Source organism: Acinetobacter sp. YH12126, assembly GCF_013418745.1.
Taxonomy (GTDB): domain Bacteria; phylum Pseudomonadota; class Gammaproteobacteria; order Pseudomonadales; family Moraxellaceae; genus Acinetobacter; species Acinetobacter amyesii.
In genome coordinates, this window is the sequence record NZ_VPBM01000027.1 from 19439 (window position 1) to 35563 (window position 16125).

Annotated in this window: 14 protein-coding genes and 6 tRNA genes; 14 read left to right on the forward strand and 6 right to left on the reverse strand. The window is 41.6% G+C overall.

Annotated features, from left to right (window positions below; translation table 11 throughout):
• Window positions 1-224: 224 nt before the first annotated feature.
• From trpA to FTU62_RS15985, 4 genes are read left to right on the forward strand one after another with little or no spacing between them, the layout of a single operon-like run.
• Complete coding sequence (gene trpA / locus FTU62_RS15970) at window positions 225-1028, forward strand: tryptophan synthase subunit alpha (protein ID WP_180103190.1); 804 nt, start codon at window positions 225-227, stop codon at window positions 1026-1028.
• Entirely contained in the window at window positions 1025-1921 is an 897-nt protein-coding gene (gene accD, locus FTU62_RS15975; RefSeq protein ID WP_111885388.1) for an acetyl-CoA carboxylase, carboxyltransferase subunit beta, read from the forward strand. Before trpA ends, accD begins: the two co-directional genes overlap by 4 nt.
• The gene (gene folC, locus FTU62_RS15980; RefSeq protein WP_078194131.1) at window positions 1918-3201 is read left to right on the forward strand and encodes a bifunctional tetrahydrofolate synthase/dihydrofolate synthase; all 1284 of its coding nucleotides are present in this window, start codon (window positions 1918-1920) and stop codon (window positions 3199-3201) included. Before accD ends, folC begins: the two co-directional genes overlap by 4 nt.
• Window positions 3198-4175: an SPOR domain-containing protein gene (locus FTU62_RS15985; RefSeq protein ID WP_180078799.1), complete on the forward strand. Its 978-nt coding sequence runs from the start codon at window positions 3198-3200 to the stop codon at window positions 4173-4175. The genes folC and FTU62_RS15985 overlap by 4 nt, the downstream gene beginning before the upstream one ends.
• A gap of 20 nt (window positions 4176-4195) precedes the next feature.
• Here FTU62_RS15985 and FTU62_RS15990 read toward each other — a convergent pair whose 3' ends face one another.
• The 3 genes from FTU62_RS15990 to FTU62_RS16000 form a co-directional block, all read right to left on the reverse strand.
• Entirely contained in the window at window positions 4196-4795 is a 600-nt protein-coding gene (locus FTU62_RS15990; RefSeq protein ID WP_180078801.1) for a dual specificity protein phosphatase family protein, read from the reverse strand.
• Entirely contained in the window at window positions 4785-5612 is an 828-nt protein-coding gene (locus FTU62_RS15995) for an MBL fold metallo-hydrolase (RefSeq protein ID WP_180103191.1), read from the reverse strand. The genes FTU62_RS15990 and FTU62_RS15995 overlap by 11 nt, the downstream gene beginning before the upstream one ends.
• Window positions 5613-5906: 294 nt before the next feature.
• The gene (locus FTU62_RS16000) at window positions 5907-6542 is read right to left on the reverse strand and encodes a peroxiredoxin (protein WP_078194127.1); all 636 of its coding nucleotides are present in this window, start codon (window positions 6540-6542) and stop codon (window positions 5907-5909) included.
• A 337-nt stretch (window positions 6543-6879) separates the two neighbouring features.
• Between FTU62_RS16000 and secA the strand changes: the two genes are divergently transcribed.
• The 10 genes from secA to FTU62_RS16050 all read left to right on the forward strand — a co-directional run bounded on the left by secA (window position 6880) and on the right by FTU62_RS16050 (window position 13534).
• Entirely contained in the window at window positions 6880-9603 is a 2724-nt protein-coding gene (secA, locus tag FTU62_RS16005; RefSeq protein ID WP_180078805.1) for a preprotein translocase subunit SecA, read from the forward strand.
• A 144-nt stretch (window positions 9604-9747) separates the two neighbouring features.
• The gene (locus FTU62_RS16010; RefSeq protein WP_180035848.1) at window positions 9748-10104 is read left to right on the forward strand and encodes a hypothetical protein; all 357 of its coding nucleotides are present in this window, start codon (window positions 9748-9750) and stop codon (window positions 10102-10104) included.
• A gap of 160 nt (window positions 10105-10264) precedes the next feature.
• The gene (gene argJ / locus FTU62_RS16015) at window positions 10265-11485 is read left to right on the forward strand and encodes a bifunctional glutamate N-acetyltransferase/amino-acid acetyltransferase ArgJ (protein ID WP_078194124.1); all 1221 of its coding nucleotides are present in this window, start codon (window positions 10265-10267) and stop codon (window positions 11483-11485) included.
• A gap of 153 nt (window positions 11486-11638) precedes the next feature.
• A complete protein-coding gene (nadA, locus tag FTU62_RS16020; RefSeq protein WP_180103192.1) occupies window positions 11639-12706 on the forward strand; it encodes a quinolinate synthase NadA in 1068 nt (355 codons plus the stop codon).
• Between the two features lie 154 nt (window positions 12707-12860).
• Window positions 12861-12937, forward strand: a tRNA-Pro gene (locus FTU62_RS16025).
• 45 nt (window positions 12938-12982) lie between these two features.
• A tRNA-Arg gene (locus tag FTU62_RS16030) sits at window positions 12983-13059 on the forward strand.
• A gap of 44 nt (window positions 13060-13103) precedes the next feature.
• A tRNA-His gene (locus FTU62_RS16035) sits at window positions 13104-13179 on the forward strand.
• 3 nt (window positions 13180-13182) lie between these two features.
• Window positions 13183-13259 (forward strand) — tRNA-Pro (locus FTU62_RS16040).
• 105 nt (window positions 13260-13364) lie between these two features.
• A tRNA-His gene (locus FTU62_RS16045) sits at window positions 13365-13440 on the forward strand.
• Between the two features lie 17 nt (window positions 13441-13457).
• Window positions 13458-13534: transfer RNA gene (locus FTU62_RS16050), tRNA-Pro, on the forward strand.
• A gap of 114 nt (window positions 13535-13648) precedes the next feature.
• Here the strand turns inward: FTU62_RS16050 and FTU62_RS16055 are convergent.
• From FTU62_RS16055 to FTU62_RS16065, 3 genes are read right to left on the reverse strand one after another with little or no spacing between them, the layout of a single operon-like run.
• Window positions 13649-14128 (reverse strand): OmpA family protein, encoded by a 480-nt coding sequence (locus FTU62_RS16055; protein WP_180103193.1) that lies wholly within the window; start codon window positions 14126-14128, stop codon window positions 13649-13651.
• A gap of 8 nt (window positions 14129-14136) precedes the next feature.
• Entirely contained in the window at window positions 14137-15354 is a 1218-nt protein-coding gene (locus tag FTU62_RS16060) for a diguanylate cyclase domain-containing protein (RefSeq protein ID WP_180103194.1), read from the reverse strand.
• The gene (locus FTU62_RS16065; protein WP_180103195.1) at window positions 15351-15851 is read right to left on the reverse strand and encodes a YfiR family protein; all 501 of its coding nucleotides are present in this window, start codon (window positions 15849-15851) and stop codon (window positions 15351-15353) included. Before FTU62_RS16065 ends, FTU62_RS16060 begins: the two co-directional genes overlap by 4 nt.
• Window positions 15852-16125: the final 274 nt, after the last annotated feature.

Here is a 16125-nt window from a genome sequence, read left to right on the forward strand (position 1 = left end):
TTGCCAGATCCTAAAATTAGGCATCTTTGATCATTGTGAAAAAAACTGAAATATCGGTAAATGATGCTTTCGGGTTGTTCTGGAAAATTATGTTTGCATGAGAAATGCCGACTGAGGATTGTATACCCTGTTCAATGGGTAAAAAATAGCGTTACAATGCGATGTCTTGTATTTCGACAAAACCCACATCATAGTTTTGATTCATTCAAGGAAAGTATAACCCTATGTCACGTTTAGCCACTCGATTTGGAACGCTTAAATCTCAACAGCGTAAGGCCTTGGTTTCTTATGTTATGGCTGGTGACCCTCATCCACAAGTAACGGTACCTTTGTTACATCAAATGGTTGAGGCAGGTGTAGATGTGATCGAATTAGGTCTTCCATTTTCAGACCCAATGGCGGATGGTCCTGTTATTGCACTTGCTGCTGAGCGTGCGCTTGCTGGGGGAACCAATACTCTAGATGCCTTGAACATGGTGAAAGAGTTCCGTAAAAACGATTCAGAAACACCGGTAGTACTGATGGGCTATTTAAACCCTGTTGAAGTAATCGGCTATGAAAAGTTTGTTGCCTATGCACATGAATGCGGTGTAGATGGCGTGCTCTTGGTGGACCTTCCACCAGAAGAAGCAAAAGATCTAGATGCAGTATTGAAAAAATACGACATGGATCAAATCTTCTTACTTGCGCCAACATCCACTGACGAACGTATTCAGCATGTGGTGAAACAAGCTAGTGGATTTATCTACTATGTTTCTTTGAAAGGTGTGACAGGTGCAGCGACTTTAGACGTTGCTGAAGCTGCGGCACGTATTCAAAAAATCAAATCGTATACTCAGGTACCTGTCGGCGTTGGCTTTGGTATCAGTGATGCAGCATCGGCGAAAGCCATGGGTGTTGCTGCGGATGCGGTGATTGTAGGTAGTGCTTTTGTTAAACAATTTGCAAACTTAGCGCCAGAACAAGCTGTAATCGAAACAGTGAATAAAGTGAAGGAGCTTCGAGCTGCGCTCGATGAGTTAGTATGAGTCAAGACGCAAAAACAGGCAAAATTCTGAGCGCATCTACGCCATGGACAGAGCGTGCGGTACCAGGTATTCATGTACCTGATGAACAGCAAGCATTAAAGGCGACATTTACTGAGCCGACGATTGAATGTCCTGAGTGTCATGCACTTGTGACTCGTACTGCAATGTCATTTAATGCCTACGTTTGTCCGCAGTGTGATGAACACTTGCGAATGAAAGCGCGTGATCGTTTGAACTGGTTCTTTGACCAAGTACAAAAAGAATTGGGTCAAGAATTTAAAGCCAAAGATCCACTTAAATTTGTAGATAGCAAAGCGTATCCAGACCGTATGTCTGAAGCGCAGAAGAAAACCGGTGAAACAGAAGCTTTAGTGGTAATGCAAGGAACGCTGAAAGGCATTCCAATGATTGCAACCGCATTTGAATTTGATTTCATGGGCGGTTCAATGGGCACTGTGGTTGGTGACCGCTTTGTTCAAGCGGCTGAACTTGCAATTAAATCCAAACAACCACTTATTTGCTTCGCTGCCTCTGGTGGTGCGCGTATGCAAGAAGGCATGTTGTCACTCATGCAAATGGCGCGTACTTCTGCTGCCATCCAAAAAATGAAAGATGCAGGCTTGCCTTATCTAGTGGTATTGACGCATCCAGTTTATGGTGGTGTGACTGCATCATTGGCAATGCTCGGTGATGTTCACTTGGCTGAACCGAAAGCCATGATTGGTTTTGCTGGTAAGCGTGTAATTGAGCAAACTGTACGTGAAAAATTGGAAGAACCGTTCCAACGTGCGGAATATTTGCTTGATCATGGTGTAGTCGATCAAATTGTCCACCGTCATGCATTACGTGATACAGTTTATCGTATTGTAGCGAAATTGATGAACTTGCCTTGAACACAGCACCACTTGCAACTGATTCTTTAAACACATGGCTCGATTATTGGAGCCATGTTCATGTTACGGGTATTGATTTAGGACTGGAGCGGGTAATTCCTGTTGCAGATCGATTGGGCGTAACTCAGCCTGATGCCAAAGTTCTGACGGTTGCTGGAACCAATGGGAAAGGCTCAACCACAACGACATTGGCTGCCATTTTAAATGCGCAAGGTTATAATGTGGGTTTATACCAATCACCGCATATCTATCGATTCAATGAACGTGTAAAGCTTCAAGGTGTTGAAGTGGCCGACCAAACCCTGATTGATGCTTTTGTAGCTGTTGATCAGGCGCGTCGTGAATGTGAATTAAGTTTATCTTTTTTTGAAGCGACCACTTTGGCCGCTTTTGTTATTTTTAAACAGCAACATTGCGATGTATGGGTCCTCGAAGTGGGCCTTGGCGGTCGACTTGATGTGGTCAATGTCGTCGATCCAGATGTTGCAGTGATTACCAATATTGGTTTAGACCATACCGATTGGTTAGGCGACACCATTGAAAAAATTGCTTTTGAGAAAGCTGGGATTATTCGTCCGAATATTCCCGTGATTTTTGGTGGACAGCAAGTACTGCCTGAAGCCATTCGTCAAAAAGCAGAAGATTGCCAAGCTGCTTTACATGTACTCAATCGTGATTATTTTTATCAGTACAGTGATGACGGACAATCTTGGATGTTTGCCTCATCAGGTTCAACCTTAAAACTCCCCGTGGGTTCTTTGGCACTCGAAAATATCTCTACGGCTGTAGCAGCAATATTGGCCAGTGGTTTGGTGGTCTCTCAGCAGTCGATCGCTCAGGGGATTATCAATGCCAAGTTACAAGGCCGTTTTGAAGTTAGAGAAATTGCAGGAAAAACGGTGATTTTCGATGCGGGACATAACCCGCATGGTGTTGAATTTTTGTTAAAGCAATTGCGAAATTTTCTCCAGTACAATAAACAATACACAGAAGTGATCAGCGTTTTCTCCATGCTGACTGATAAAGACATAAATTCTGTCGTTAACTTATTGAAAGATACGGTAAGAATGTGGAAAATTGCACAATTAAATGTGCCACGTGCGGCATCTATCACACAATTGGATAGCGCACTGCAGCATCAAGTCGTAGAACATTATGACAATGTGCAATTAGCTTTTAAGTCCGCGCTGGAAGAAACAAAGAATAATCAGCTGATTCTGGTATGTGGTTCATTTCATACCTTAGAAGCGGTATGGGAGTATCTGGAAGAATGTCAATGAATAACAAACAACGCTGGATGGGTGGTGTTGTTTTATTAGGTGGTGGTGTACTGCTGGCCGCACTTTTACTTAAAGGCAAAGAAGAAATACATCAAAATCAAAGCCAAACCCCTGAAATGGCTCAAGTTGAGCAACAAGGTCAGGGTGCGGGTAAAATGTCATCATTGACTGTTGATGTTGAAACTGAAAAGCGTTTGCTCGAAGAACAACGACGTACCCGTGAAAAATCGGTTGCGGAGCAAGAAGCACGTGCAGCAGAATTTTTAGCGATGCAACAACAAGCGGAAGCGGATGCAGCACGTAAAGCAGCAGAAGAATATGCGGCTTTAAACGCACATCGTTCAGCTCAACAAAGTTCGGATAATATTCCGCCCGAATTGGTTGAAGATGAAAAAGCCAAGCAAAATCGTTTAGCTGAGGATAAGTTGGCGGCTCAAAAAAAGTTAGAGACTCAGTCGGCGCAGCAAAAGGCTGATCAGGCACGTATCGCAGCAGATAAACAAAAAGCCGAAGCAAAACGTAAAGCGGATGCTCAAAAAGAAGCTGAACGTAAAGCACATGCTGAAGCTGAGAAAAAAGCAGCAGATAAGAAAGCAGCCGAAGCGAAGCAACAAGCTGAAGAAAAGCGTAAAGCCGAAGAAAAACACAAGGCAGAAGAAAAGCGTAAAGCCGAAGCCAAGAAAAAAGCTGAAGCTGAAAAAGCACGTGATCTGTTGGAAAATGGCGATAAGCAATGGATGGTGCAAGTTGCACTGGCTGCTAATGAAGCCAATGCAGATGCTGTTGCTGCAAAATTACGTGCAAAAGGCTATAAAGTGACGAAGAGTCCGACATCTAAAGGCATTCGTATTATGGTCGGTCCTTCGAAGGACCGTGATGCTGCGGACGCAACACGTAAAAAGATCAATTCAGATGCAAGTTTGAATATGAAATCGGCTTGGGTGATTGATTGGGTACCACTCGATAAACGCTAAGTTTATATGAGGATTTACCTTTAATAAGATGGATTCAGTAGTTGTTGCTGAATCCATTTTACATTTTCAGGACTGAATAATCGGTCAATATTTTTCCAAATAGGGTGGAAGCCATAGCCACCTTGTTTCATTTCACGTTTTGCTTCCTCAATGGACCAATGCTGAAAAATAATACGGTACATGGCCACACTCACGCCTGTACGGTCTGAGCCGTGGTAGCAATGGATTAACACTTTTTGCTCCTGTTGTTCAGCTTCTTTTATGGTTTTCATCACTGCCAGTAAATCTTCACGATCGATTTGCCATGTGTGTATCGGAATATGTACAAATTTAATCTTTTGCATATCAATAGCATTTTTTAAGCGTTCTGGATCATGATGCCGTGAACGTAAATTTATGATCACATCGATTTGCTGTTCTCGTAGAACAGGGGCGAGATCTGCATCAGGTTGTTCACTGCGAAATAATGTTGGGCTGATCTGATAAAAATTATGCTGTTGATGAACGACTTTTCCCCAATGCTGAGGACGTTCATTTAACGGTAATGGATTTGATGTCATGCAACCCGTGAAGCTGAAGCTAACACTGAGGAGGATCATTGGTAGGATTTTAGCGGTCATAGCTTGTATTCTGATAGCGAGCGAATTCTAATGGGTCATGTGCACAGATGAGATCGATGTCCGGATGCTGCGCTAACTGCTGAATCTTATGAAGGGAGTGCAGTCGCTGTGTATTGTCGGTGGCAAATAAACGCTGAAGCTGATTTAAGGCCCGCGAATGAAAATTTGGATTTAATTGATGCTGTGAGTAATAAGCATCGCCACAATATAACAACCAGCGATGGTTATTTTTTACTGCAATACCGGCATGACCCGCGGTATGTCCCAAAAGTGGAAGCATTAAAATGTCATCTTGAAAAATAGACAGACCGGCAGTGTGCTCTAAGTTAAACCATGCTTTAGTCCCGATGTTTTCAATAAAGTTCCAATAACGATGCTGTTGGAACTGCTGTGGTCGATAGCGCAGTCGTGATTTAATGCTGTGAATGTTTTGAGTGGCGTTATATTCACTGGCTAAGACATGCACGGTCGCCTGCGGAAAATCTGATATCCCGCCTGCATGATCAAAATCTAAGTGTGACAACAAAATGTGTTGAACATCTTGAGCCTTAAAGCCTAATTTTTGAATTTGATGAATCGCACTCAGTTGCGGATTAAATTTGATCTGCGCTGTGCGTGAAATAAACCGACCTAAACGATTTTGTGGATGCAAATAATCTTGTAAGCCCAGTCCTGTATCGACTAAGACGAGCCCTTTATCGGTTTCAATGAGCAGGCAATGACAGACCAAATGTGCGCGAAAGCCTTTCTGTCCAAATAAAGGAGCACACGTTGGACAAAAACTACCACAATGTAAATGATGAATTTGATGAATCACGGTTTGTTGTTTTCAAGTTTTTATTAGTTATAACGGAATTGTGATGTTTAACCAATCTAATCCCTGAGAGGAATTTGTAATCAAAAAAAGCTCATCCGGAGATGAGCAGGTTGGAGAATGCCAGAACGGGCTCGTCATTCGTTCTGAAGGGGGAAAACTATATTAACTATGGTTATGATACTTAGTTTGCTTAGGTGCTGCGCTTAAAAATAGTTAAATTTGTACCTTCGCTTTGGTCACTCACAGCAGAGCTTCTTATCTTGCGCTCGGACAGCGTAATGCTCCGTTTTATCCTCACTTAGGTTGAGGCGTTAAACGAAGGTAAGGCGTAACTGCGTTATATCCTTGAGGAAAGCGTTGTTTGATTTCCTCTTCATCTTTTAATGACGGCACAATCACCACATCTTCACCTTGTTGCCAGTTGGCCGGTGTTGCAACTTTATGGTTGTCTGTCAGTTGCAAAGAGTCAATGACACGTAAAATTTCATGGAAGTTACGCCCTGTAGATGCAGGATAAGTAATGATTAAACGGACTTTTTTATTTGGATCGATGATCACCAAAGAGCGAACAGTTAATGTTTCGCTGGCATTGGGGTGAATGAAATCATAAAGGGTAGACACTTTACGGTCTTTGTCTGCAATGATCGGGAAGTTGACCGTGGTATTTTGAGTATTATTAATGTCGTTAATCCAACCATGATGCGACTCAACATCATCAACAGACAGGGCAATGGCCTTGACACCACGTTTGCTAAATTCATCTTTTAGTTTTGCGGTAAATCCAAGTTCTGTGGTGCAGACTGGGGTGTAATCGGCAGGATGCGAAAATAAAATGCCCCAACTGTCACCTAAAAAGTCATAAAAATGAATGCTGCCTTCGCTTGAGTCTTGAGTAAAGTCTGGTGCAGTATCACCTAAACGAATCGTCATGGAATATCCCCGTATTTATTGAATTTGTTTAACTTGAAAATAAATATGAAGGATTTTTTTTATGATTAAAAATAGTGTTTTTTCATTTCTTTATGAATATATCTCATATAAAACAGTTTTATTGGGGGATAAATGCGAAATATCTCACGACAGAGTCACTATGTTGTCTGCAGAAAATTTGTTACATTAGCTTGCCTTAAGTCTCCGGGGCTAGAACCCGAGCGCAGAATATTTAAGGGGATTTTTGTGCAAAACCCTTGTACTTCGAATTTCTAGCACCATAATAACGACTAAGAAAATATATTCATTTGACAAGCAAGATTTAGAGAGTCTATTCATGTTGGCAAGTCTGATCGGAGGAATCTTCGGTACCAAAAATGAGCGCGAACTCAAACGCATGCGTAAAATCGTAGAGAAGATTAATGCGCTCGAGCCGACGATATCTGTTCTAAGCGATGCAGACTTATCTGCAAAAACTGAAGAATTCAAAGAACGTTATAAAAAAGGCGACAGCCTTGATAAATTATTACCTGAAGCGTTTGCTGTTTGTCGTGAAGCTGCGAAGCGTGTCATGGGCATGCGTCATTATGATGTACAGCTGATTGGTGGTATTACTTTACATGAAGGTAAGATCGCAGAGATGCGTACCGGTGAAGGTAAAACCCTCATGGGAACGCTTGCTTGTTACCTCAATGCGATTAGTGGTGAAGGTGTTCACGTGATTACGGTGAACGACTATCTCGCACAGCGAGATGCTGAGTTAAACCGTCCATTATTCGAATTTTTAGGTTTAAGCATTGGGATTATTTACTCAATGCAAGACCCAACTGAAAAAGCTCAAGCGTATCGAGCTGACATTACTTACGGTACCAACAACGAATTCGGTTTCGATTACTTGCGTGACAACATGGTGTTTTCTGCTGCTGAGAAAAAACAGCGCAGCTTAACCTATGCCATCATCGATGAAGTCGATTCGATCCTGATTGATGAAGCGCGTACACCGTTGATCATTTCTGGTCAATCAGAAGACTCATCTCAGTTGTATGCTGCAATTAACAGTATTCCACCAAAACTTCATGCACAAAAAGAAGAGAAGGTACCAGATGGTGGTCACTTCTGGATTGACGAAAAACAGCGCTCTGTAGAAATGACCGAAGTCGGTTATGAAACTGTTGAAGCTGAATTGATTCAAATGGGCTTGCTTGCTGAAGGTGAAAGTTTATATTCATCTGCTAATTTAAACTTGGTACACCATGTTTCTGCGGCCATTCGTGCGCATTACCTATACCAACGCAACGTGCATTACATCATCCACGAAGGTGAAGTGATCATTGTCGATGAAAACACTGGTCGTACCATGCCGGGTCGCCGTTGGTCAGAAGGTTTGCATCAAGCAGTAGAAGCCAAAGAAGGTTTGGAAATTCAGCCTGAAAACCAAACTTTAGCAACTACAACATTCCAGAACTATTTCCGTCTTTACAAGAAATTATCAGGGATGACAGGGACTGCAGATACTGAAGCTGCAGAGATGAAAGAAATTTATGGCTTGGATGTTGTACTTATTCCAACCCATCGCCCGATGATTCGTAATGACCAAAACGATTTAATCTATTTAAATCGTGAAGGTAAATACAACGCCATCATTCAAGAAATTCAACGTATTCATGAAGCGGGTGTTGCGCCGATTCTGATTGGTACAGCAACCATTGAAGCCTCTGAAATTTTATCAGATAAGCTGAAAGAAGCTGGTATTCAACATGAAGTACTTAATGCGAAACAACATGAGCGTGAAGCGGATATTATTGCGCAAGCGGGTTCACCGCGTGCAGTGACCATTGCGACTAACATGGCTGGTCGTGGTACTGATATTCTGTTAGGTGGTAACTGGAAAGCGTTGCTGGCGAAGATTGAAGAGCCGACTGAAGCAGACGAAGCACGTTTGAAAGCAGAGTGGGAACAAAATCATGAAATGGTACTGAACTCTGGTGGTTTACACATCATTGGTTCAGAACGTCATGAATCTCGTCGTATCGATAACCAGTTACGTGGTCGTGCGGGCCGTCAAGGTGACCCAGGTGTATCACGTTTCTACTTGTCGCTTGAAGATGACTTGATGCGTATCTTCGCAGGTGATCGCGTGGTTGCAATGATGCGTGCCATGGGTCTGAAAGAAGATGAAGCCATTGAGCATAAAATGGTGTCACGCTCGATTGAAAATGCACAACGTAAAGTTGAAGCACGTAACTTCGATATTCGTAAAAATTTATTGAAATACGATGACGTAAACAACGAACAACGTAAGATTATTTACTCGCAACGTGATGAAATTCTTGTTGAACCGTCTTTACAAGATTACATCGAAACAATGATTCAGGATGTGACTAAAGGCATGATCGAAGTATATATTCCACCTGAGTCTATTCACGATCAGTGGGATATAGAAGGTCTTGAAAAGGCGCTACGTGAAGATCTATCGATTGAATTGCCAATTTCGCAGTGGTTAGAGCAAGATCGTCGTTTGGATGAAGAGGCTTTGGTTGAACGTATTACTGATGAAGTTCTTCAGCACTACCGTTCACGTCGTACGCAAATGGGTGACGAAACGGCTGCAATGCTCGAACGTCACTTTATGTTGAATTCATTGGACCGCCATTGGAAAGAGCATTTGGCAGCAATGGATTACTTACGTCAAGGGATTCATTTACGTGGTTATGCGCAGAAAAATCCTGAGCAAGAATACAAAAAAGAAGCCTTTAACTTATTTGTAAACATGCTTGCTGTGATTAAGTCCGATGTCGTGACAGATTTATCTCGTATTCATGTGCCTACAGCCGAAGAGCTTGCAGAAATGGAAGCTCAAAAACAGGCTCAAGCTGAATCAATGAATCTTCAGTTGTCACACAACGACTTTGATAATTTGTTGGCTGAAGCCAATGGTAATGATGTTATCGATGCGCAATACACACCTGCAGAGCAAGTGATTGTTCCGCCAGAAAGCCGTAACTCACCGTGCCCATGTGGTTCAGGTCTAAAATATAAACAATGTCACGGTAAAATTTAAACAGCATTGTTTAATTTCAAATAAATCAGAGCCATCGCGCTCTGATTTTTTATTTACTCAGCTGATCTGACCTGAATAGTATTTGCAGTGCAGCGGATTAAATGTTATTTAGTTTCTATCAATAACCGTAAGACGGAAAAGACAATGAAAAAAGTACTAAAACCGTTCATGATTGCTGCTTTGGCTTTGCCAACTTTTGCCTTTGCAAACGCTCCTCAGACGACTTCTTTAGAGAAAGTTCAACAAGCAGTTGGTCCAACAACAACTCAAGTACAGATTGGTACTGACGGTCAAGTGACTGTAGCAAGCCCGCGTACGGGTATTCGTTATACCTTTGCCAATCCAAATCGTCCAATCGTATTGCAAACTGCAAAAATTGCAGCAGCCAATGCGGCGAATGCTGACCGTATTGTGGCTGAAAACCCAGCACTTTCTGCTGCGAGTCAACAAAAAGCGAAACAAGTGCTTCTTGATGAAGCAACTCAGCTTGCGCGTAACTAATTTACGACGAACAGCGATAAAGACCAGTCGAAAGGCTGGTTTTTTTATGTGCAAAAGAAATGCTCAATAAAATTACAGCAAAACCGTGCTTCTGCTCGATTTTTTATAGATTTTGCACTAAGCTGTATTTTTTATAACTCATATAGTTGGACGTTGAAAAATGGCAGTTGGTGACGTATCTATGCCACAGATGCATGTGGTGAAAGGTGTAAAAATCGGTTCGGCTGAAGCGTATGTGCGCTATCAGAACCGACGTGACCTTGTCATTTTTGAATTTGCTGAAGGCTCTAATGTCGCAGGCGTTTTTACTCAAAATGCATTTTGTGCAGCACCGGTGCATATTTCTAAAGCGCACTTATTAGCAGGTAATCCACGTTATTTAGTGATTAACACCGGAAATGCCAATGCAGGTACTGGCAAAATTGGCATGGCAAATGCTGAAGCGACATGTGCGAAACTGGCAGAACTGGCTGGTGTTCAAAATACAGAAGTCCTTCCTTTTTCAACGGGTGTAATTGGCGAGCAATTACCTATTGATCGTTTGGTTCAAGGCTTGCAACCGGCATTAGACAGTTTGCAAGAAGACGCTTGGTTGGAAGCGGCAACGGGCATTATGACCACAGATACCACACCTAAAGGTGCATCTGAACAATTTGAGTTAGATGGCGTCCTGTATACCATGACAGGTATTTCTAAAGGCGCAGGCATGATTCGTCCAAATATGGCGACCATGTTGAGTTATGTGGCGACTGATGCACCCATTAGCCGTGAGCTGGTGCAACAGCTTTTGAAAACTACAGTTAACCTGTCGTTTAACCGTATTACGGTGGATGGTGATACCTCAACGAATGACTCATGTATTTTGATTGCAACGGGCCAAGCTGGTGGCGTAGAAATTACTTCAGAATCAGATTCACGTTATGCTGCTGTTTTAGACGTGTTAACACGTGTAATGAAACGTCTTGCACAGCTCATTGTCCGTGATGGTGAAGGTGCGACGAAGTTTATTACTGTGGCGGTAGAAGGCGGCGCAGATACTCAAGAATGTTGTGATATTGCTTATAGCATTGCACATTCACCGTTGGTTAAAACTGCAATCTTCGCATCAGATCCAAACTGGGGCCGTATTTTGGCAGCTATTGGTTATGCAGGTGTGCCAAACTTAGATGTTGAAAAAATTCAGGTCTGGTTAGGTGATGTTCAAATCTGTAAAGACGGTGGTGCCGCAGCAGATTATACCGAAGCAGCAGGGGCTGCAGAGATGGAGAAATCTGAGATCACGATCCGTGTAGATTTAGGACGTGGCAGTGCGCGAGATACTGTGTATACCTGTGACCTGTCGTATGACTATGTTAAGATTAACGCAGATTACCGTTCATAAGATATTTGATGTTTTTGAAAAGCCTCCGTTGTGAGGCTTTTTTATAAGTGGAACTTTTTAATGACCGGTAAAAAATAGCCAAGTACCATATTTATGGGTCAGTTGTGAAGCACCTGTGTAGTAGCAGGCATTAAGGATAGAGAAGACGTTGTAATGAATAATGCAAACAACTTAATTGCAAATGAAGCAAAATCAATTGTACAAGCGCATTTGGATCGTTTGGGTGATGTTAAAGAGCATCACTTAACGGAAGCTGCAAAGCTTGAAAAGTTTGAATTAATTAAAGCGGAACTCAAAAAACGTAACGCTGTCCTTGTTGCACACTATTATTGTGATCCTGAAGTGCAGGAACTAGCAGAACAGACCGGTGGATGCGTTTCGGATTCACTTGAAATGGCACGTTTTGGTCGGGATCATGAAGCAACGACGTTGGTGGTTGCAGGAGTGAAATTCATGGGGGAGACCTCGAAGATTTTATCTCCTGAGAAAACCGTACTGATGCCTACTCTAGAGGCAACATGCTCACTTGATTTGGGGTGTCCTGTCGATGAATTTACCAAATTTTGCGATGCACATCCGGATCATACGGTTGTGGTATATGCCAATACCTCGGCGGCAGTGAAAGCGCGTGCAGATTGGGTGGTAACCTCGAGCTGTGCTGTTGAAATTGTTGAGCATTTAGATAGTTTAGGTGAAAAAATTATTTGGGCACCCGATCAGCATCTCGGTCGCTATATTCAAAAGAAAACCGGTGCAGACATGTTGCTATGGGATGGGGCATGTATTGTCCATGAAGAGTTCCGTGCACGTGGTATTGCCAATATGAAAGCGCTGTATCCTGATGCAGCAGTTTTGGTACATCCAGAGTCACCAGAATCTGTGGTGGATATTGCAGATGCCGTCGGTAGCACCTCGCAATTGATCAAGGCTGCACAAGCCTTGCCACACGAACGTTTAATCGTGGCAACAGATCGCGGTATTTTTTATAAAATGCAACAAGCTGTGCCGAATAAAATTCTCATCGAAGCACCGACGGCAGGTGAGGGAGCGACTTGTCGTTCATGTGCGCATTGCCCTTGGATGGCGATGAATGAATTGGATGGCATTCTGGAAGTTTTACAAAAAGGCGATCAGGAAATTTTTGTAGATCCGGCATTGGCTGAGCGTGCTAAATTGCCTTTAGATCGGATGTTGAATTTCAGTGCCAGTTTAAAACGTTAATTTTTGCTTGAAAAATGATTAAAGTGCTTGATAAATAATCGCTTGAAATGATTTTTTATGTTTTTTTGAAGATAGGTGTTGACGTTAATCAACGTCACGCCTAGAATGCACACCGTACCGCACGATATGCGATACAGCGAAAGCTGAGATGAAACGGAGCATAGCACAGCCTGGTAGTGCACCTGGTTTGGGACCAGGGGGTCGTAGGTTCGAATCCTACTGCTCCGACCAATTTCTCAAGGCAAAAATCGCGTGATAGTCTATGTCATCGGTAATGCGCCTGTAGCTCAGTTGGATAGAGCATCCGCCTTCTAAGCGGATGGTCACAGGTTCGAATCCTGTCAGGCGCGCCATTTTATTGGTGTTCTGATACTAGAATCTGAAACTTGTTGTGATGGTGGATGTAGCTCAGTTGGTAGAGCCCCGGATTGTGATTCCGGTTGTCGTGGGTTCGAATCCCATCATTCACCCCAATTCGGAGCATAGCACAGCCTGGTAGTGCACCTGGTTTGGGACCAGGGGGTCGTAGGTTCGAATCCTACTGCTCCGACCATTTTCTTAAAGAAAACGGTCGATAAAAGATACCGCATATAGCGGTTTTTTTATGCCTGTAATTTAAAATGCGTTATATTGGTTATTCACAAGCAAGAACATGATGGTGGATGTAGCTCAGTTGGTAGAGCCCCGGATTGTGATTCCGGTTGTCGTGGGTTCGAATCCCATCATTCACCCCAACTTTTAAAGTTGAAAGCGGAGCATAGCACAGCCTGGTAGTGCACCTGGTTTGGGACCAGGGGGTCGTAGGTTCGAATCCTACTGCTCCGACCATTTATCTCAAAAGTAATACTATGAAAAAGATGCCGCATTTAGCGGTTTTTTTATGCCTGAAATTTATAAAAAATAAAAAAGCCACCATAAGGTGGCTTTTTTATATTCTGCTATTTAGGGAATGATGGTGACATTTACACGACGGTTGATGGCACGATTGGTTTCAGTGTCATTAGAGACTATCGGTTGTTCAGCACCACGGCCAATAATTTGAATATTTGAACTGTTATAACCTTGCTTTAAAAAGACGTTTGCGACGCTTTGCGCACGTTTTTCTGACAGTTGTTGGTTGTAATTGGCTTGTCCAACATTATCCGTATGACCAATAAACTTAATTTTGTTTAGGTCATATTTAATCAGTTGAGTAGCAAGTGTATTTAACTTGACTTGTTGGTGGGGTTGAATTTGATAATCATCAAAACCAAATAAAAGTCGTTCTGGTAGGGCAAGTGTCCAACCATCATTGGTCAAGACAAAACCTTCTTTTTTAAGCATACGTGCTTGTTTGTAGCTTAAGTTACCTAAACTCATGCAGGCTGTCATAGTGGTCGTGAATGCAAGTATAAATAAAACTTTAAATGCGTTCTTTAACATAGCAAATCCTATGAGTTGGGGCGTTGAAGTGCAATGCACCAATGATTATTAGAAAGTTTAGCATCATACATCGCGCGATCCGCATCTGCGATTAGATCTTCTGGCGATTTTGCATTTTGGATCAGTGCCACACCAATATTAGCTTGTAATGCAATATTATGTTGCTCATAAACAAATGTGGAACCATAGCAGTCATGTATTTTATGACAAAAGACTTCGAGTTCTATCAGGAAGTTTAAGCGATTGATAATAATTGCAAATTCATCACCACCGAGTCGCGCAACGAAAGCATCATCTGGAAGTGCTTGTTTTAAACAATGTGATGAGGCACGCAGTACTGCATCTCCAGCTAAGTGTCCATATTGGTCATTCACATGTTTAAAGTTTTCAATATCGACAAAGAACACAGCAGCGTTCGCTTTTAAGTCAAATAGCTCAAACAGCTTTTCATAAAAATAATTACGATTTGGCAATTGGGTTAATGCATCATGACGTGCTAGATGAATTAGCTTGTCATTTTCTGAAATCAAGTTTTTATTTGACTGTTCAATTTCACTGAGTAAACCATTAAAGGCGGTACTGAGTGCGTGTAATTCTTGAATATCAGAGTTTGAAACCCGCATTTTATAATCTTTCTTAATGCTAATGGTTTGTGCTGATTCAACAATAGAGCGAACAGATTGCATTAAGTATTGATAAACAGAATTCACCGACCAAAACACAGTAGCCAATAAAAGTATAAAACCTAAAAATAAACCCAATAAAATTTTATGGAAGAAACTAACTAAATCTGAAGAGTTTCCATATACGATCAGTTCACCATAACTTTTCTGATCATGATGGATATCTAAACGAATCGGTTGGCTAAAAAAGAAATAATCTAAAATCGCTTGGCTGGAAAATGTTGAAATTTCTTGTTGCTCAGCATGAGCCAGCGACGCATTTTGATGGTTTGTAATTTCTATCGATCGAATGGGATACAGTTGAGTGTATTCGTTTAAAATTTGATGCATCGTTGTTTGGTCATTAAACACCACAGCAGGTTGAACGCGTTCGTTTATTGCGTTCGATAAAATCGTTAAGCTGTTTTTTGCATAGGTATGCATGGTATAGGTGGAAATAACCAAAAATATCGCAGAACAAATTGTAAAAGTTAAAGCAAAGATGGTGAGCTGCGAACGCGTAAATAATTGGTGCAATGTAATTGGATTATAGAGTTGTTTCATTCAGCTGACTCCGATGACTTCGCCAGTAATAAAACGCGTGGATCAATATGTATTTGTGACTGCGTTAAACTTTCCATATTAATTTTAAACGAATAACTCTGATTTTTTTTATACAAACAAAATGCACTGCCCGACTCACACTCACTATTGTTACTACTTAGAGAGAGGGCGGGGAAATTAACATGGTTGTTTAAAATACTTTGTTCTTCTTTTGCTGATAGATTGGAAAAAAATAAAACTTGGCAATGACTGGATTTGATGTCATTCACATTGATGGCTGTAATTTTATAACTGCTGTGGGTTGGCGCAAGTTTTTTAAAATCATTGACTAAACTTGAATTATTAATCACGCAAAATTTGGGTGAAGTGGTTTCCCACTTGGCATAACTCAAAATAGAGAAAGTGGTTGTGAAAATATTTGCTGTGGGAGCTGCATATAATAAGGGTGAAATGGAGCACGCCATTATTAAATAGGCAGTTTTTTTTAAAACAACCATACGAAATCAAAAAATGTCTTAAATTAAATGAAAATTGGGTGTATATACGTTTTATTATATGAAATAGGGCGTATATAGCCCAATAATAATACAAAAGAATGTTTATGTGTTTAAAAAAGCGACATGCGTAAAATAAATCATAAAAAAGGTGTTGCGTTGGATCAGAAATGCTGTAGAATGCACATCCATCGGCGGTGATGAAGATTAAAACTTCTGATAAAACAATGACTTGGTTGAATTGATTAAGTTGGGTTTTATTTGATAAGTTTAAAAA